This is a genomic window from Spongiactinospora gelatinilytica (genome assembly GCF_003236385.1).
Classification (GTDB): domain Bacteria; phylum Actinomycetota; class Actinomycetes; order Streptosporangiales; family Streptosporangiaceae; genus Spongiactinospora; species Spongiactinospora gelatinilytica.
The window spans coordinates 1-2,616 of sequence record NZ_POUA01000617.1; the positions used below are offsets into that span (position 1 = coordinate 1).

Below are 2,616 nucleotides of genomic sequence, written 5' to 3' on the forward strand. Positions count from 1 at the left end.
CATGGGGGCCTTCGGCGCGCGCGGCCTGGTCTACGTCGGCCACGTCGGGACCGGCTTCACCGACGCCGTGCTGGACGACCTCTACGCCAGGCTGGCCCCGCTGGAAACGGACGAGAGCCCGTTCTGCGTCCCCGTTCCCCCGGAGATCGCCCGTGGCTCCCGGTGGGTTCGTCCGGAGTTGGTGGGGGAAGTGGCCTTCACCGTCTGGACGGAGGAACGCCGCCTGCGCAACGCGGTCTGGCGGGGCCTGCGCCCGGACAAGATCCCAGCGGAGGTGATCCTGTGAGCGGCGGCCGGGTGCCCGTCAAGGTCGAGGGCAGGGACCTGCGGCTGAGCAACCTGGACAAGGTGCTCTACCCGGAGGAGGGCTTCACCAAGGCCGAGGTGATCGACTACTACTCGCGCATCGCCCCCGTCCTGCTCCCCCACCTGCGGGGACGGCCGCTCACCGTCAAGCGGTACCCGAACGGCGTCGAGGGCCCCTTCTTCTTCGAGAAGAACGCGCCGAGGCACGTCCCGGACTGGATCAGGACCGTCAACGTCCCCACGCCGGGCAGTACGAAGGACCGCGACACCATCGACTTCGCCGTCATCGAGGATCTGCCGGCGCTGGTGTTCTTCGCCAACCTGGCCGCACTGGAGCTGCACGTGCCGATGTGGCGGGTGGACGGCAAGGATCGGCCGCGCGACCCGGACACCCTGGTCTTCGACCTCGATCCGGGGCCTCCGGCGACGATCGTCGAGTGCTGTCGGGTGGCGGGCCTGCTGCGCGACGTACTGGACGAGGACGGGCTGAGCGCCTGCCCCAAGACCAGCGGCAGCAAGGGCATGCAGCTCTACGCGCCGTGGCGGCGCGAGGACGACCCCCGGGAGTACGCGAGGGAGGTCGCGCGCCGGCTGGAGTCCGAGCACCGGGACGAGATCGTCAGCGTGATGACCAAGAAGGTGCGCGAGGGGAAGGTGCTGATCGACTGGAGCCAGAACAACACCGCCAAGACCACGGTCGCGCCGTACTCGCTGCGCGCCCGCGCGCGCCCCACCGTGTCAACGCCGCTCACCTGGGAAGAGGTCGAGGAGTGCGATGATGCGGGCGAGTTGGTGTTCACCGCCGCCGACGTGCTGGCCCGCGTGGAGGAACACGGAGATCTGTTCGGGCCGGTGGCCCCCTAGCGTTGTCGGTGGGGGGCCGTAGGGTGGTGGCTGTCGGTTCATCAAGGGAGGGACCACCGATGTCGGAGATGGACGTGCGCGGAGACAGTCTCACCGAGCGCGCGCTCGACGACGAGACGACCGTGCAGGAGATCGCGATAGAGATCGAGGAGGCCGACGCCGTCGAGCAGCACCGCGAGATGAGGGAGTCGGCCGGGCTGCGGTGGCGGCAGGAGATCCCGTTCGACGTCGATCCCTTCGACGCGGCCGAGCAGGAGCGTACCGTCGACCTCGACGAGGACGATTACCGCTGAGCCGTGCTACTCGGCAGTAATCCTCATGCGTAGGATGTCGCGAGACCCGATCGAGCCAGGACGGCGAGCCCGTACCGGGCCGTAGCTAGGAGACCGCCGTGACCGCAACCCCGGACGCGAGGCCCCGGGGCACCCGGCTGCCCCGGCTGGCCCGCCGCCGCCAGTTGCTCGGCGCGGCACAGGAGGTCTTCGTCGAGAACGGCTACCACGCCGCCGCGATGGACGAGATCGCCGAGCGGGCCGGGGTCAGCAAGCCGGTGCTCTACCAGCACTTCCCCAGCAAGCTGGAGCTCTACCTGGCGCTGCTCGACACGCACGTCGACGACATGGTCGGCCGGTGCCGTGAGGCGCTGGCCGCGACGACCGACAACAAGCAGCGGGTGCAGGCGGCGATCGGCGCGTTCTTCGACTTCGTCTCGGTCCAGGGCGAGGCGTTCCGGCTGGTGTTCGAGTCCGATCTGCGCAACGTCGAGCCGGTGCGGCAGCGCATGGAGCGTTCGCTCCGGGAGAGCGCCGCGATGATCAGTCAGGTCATCCAGGAGGACACGGGCTGCTCCAAGGAGGAGGCCCACCTGCTGGGCGTGGGGCTGGTGGGCATGGCGGAGGTCAGCGCCCGCTACTGGCTGACCAGCGGAGACTCCATTCCCAAGGAGGCGGCCACGCAGCTCATGGCCCGCCTGGCCTGGCGCGGCATCGGCGGTTTCCCGCTCAGCACCTGAAGGCCCGGCCGCCACCTGAACCTCTGTTCGCTTGACGCGATCAACCGTCACATTCGGCGAGGTGGGGGCGACCATGGTAGGAGCAGCCCGCGTCGAAAGGGAATCCGATGGAAGTCAAGATCGGCGTGCGGTCGGTACACCGTGAGCTAATCGTGGAGACCGACTGGACCGCCGAGCGGGTAGAGGAGGAGCTGCGCAACGCGCTCGCCGCCGAGCGGGGCGTGTTCGCGATCTCCGACGTGCGGGGGCGCAGGATCGTGATACCGGTTGAATCGCTGGGTTTTGTGGAGATCGGCGAAGACGAGCCCCGTCCGGCCGGTTTCGGCGGCACTCTCTGACACGGGGCGACGGGCGGGCGACTCCCGCCCGCCGCCCCGGTCCGCCCCAGACCAACCAGGGCGACCGGGGTCGGGACCGGGCCGACCGGGGTGATC

Annotated in this window: 5 protein-coding genes; all 5 read left to right on the top strand. The window is 69.6% G+C overall.

Annotated elements, in window-relative coordinates:
- Positions 1-286 (top strand): ATP dependent DNA ligase (locus tag C1I98_RS37735; RefSeq protein ID WP_497846239.1); only part of this gene is annotated, 286 nt, incomplete at its 5' end.
- Positions 283-1,170: a non-homologous end-joining DNA ligase gene (gene ligD / locus C1I98_RS37740; protein ID WP_111172036.1), complete on the top strand. Its 888-nt coding sequence runs from the start codon at positions 283-285 to the stop codon at positions 1,168-1,170. The genes C1I98_RS37735 and ligD, both read left to right, overlap by 4 nt.
- Before the next feature lie 59 nt (positions 1,171-1,229).
- Entirely contained in the window at positions 1,230-1,463 is a 234-nt protein-coding gene (locus tag C1I98_RS37745) for a hypothetical protein (protein WP_233508537.1), read from the top strand.
- A gap of 98 nt (positions 1,464-1,561) precedes the next feature.
- Positions 1,562-2,182 (top strand): TetR/AcrR family transcriptional regulator, encoded by a 621-nt coding sequence (locus C1I98_RS37750; protein WP_111172037.1) that lies wholly within the window; start codon positions 1,562-1,564, stop codon positions 2,180-2,182.
- Between the two features lie 107 nt (positions 2,183-2,289).
- Positions 2,290-2,520: a DUF3107 domain-containing protein gene (locus C1I98_RS37755; protein ID WP_111172038.1), complete on the top strand. Its 231-nt coding sequence runs from the start codon at positions 2,290-2,292 to the stop codon at positions 2,518-2,520.
- The last annotated feature ends 96 nt before the right edge of the window (positions 2,521-2,616 follow it).

Coding starts and splice junctions, on each gene's coding strand:
- C1I98_RS37755 (WP_111172038.1), top strand. CDS start 2,290: ATGGAAGTCAAGATCGGCGTGCGGTCGGTACACCGTGAGCTAATCGTG.
- C1I98_RS37745 (WP_233508537.1), top strand. CDS start 1,230: ATGTCGGAGATGGACGTGCGCGGAGACAGTCTCACCGAGCGCGCGCTC.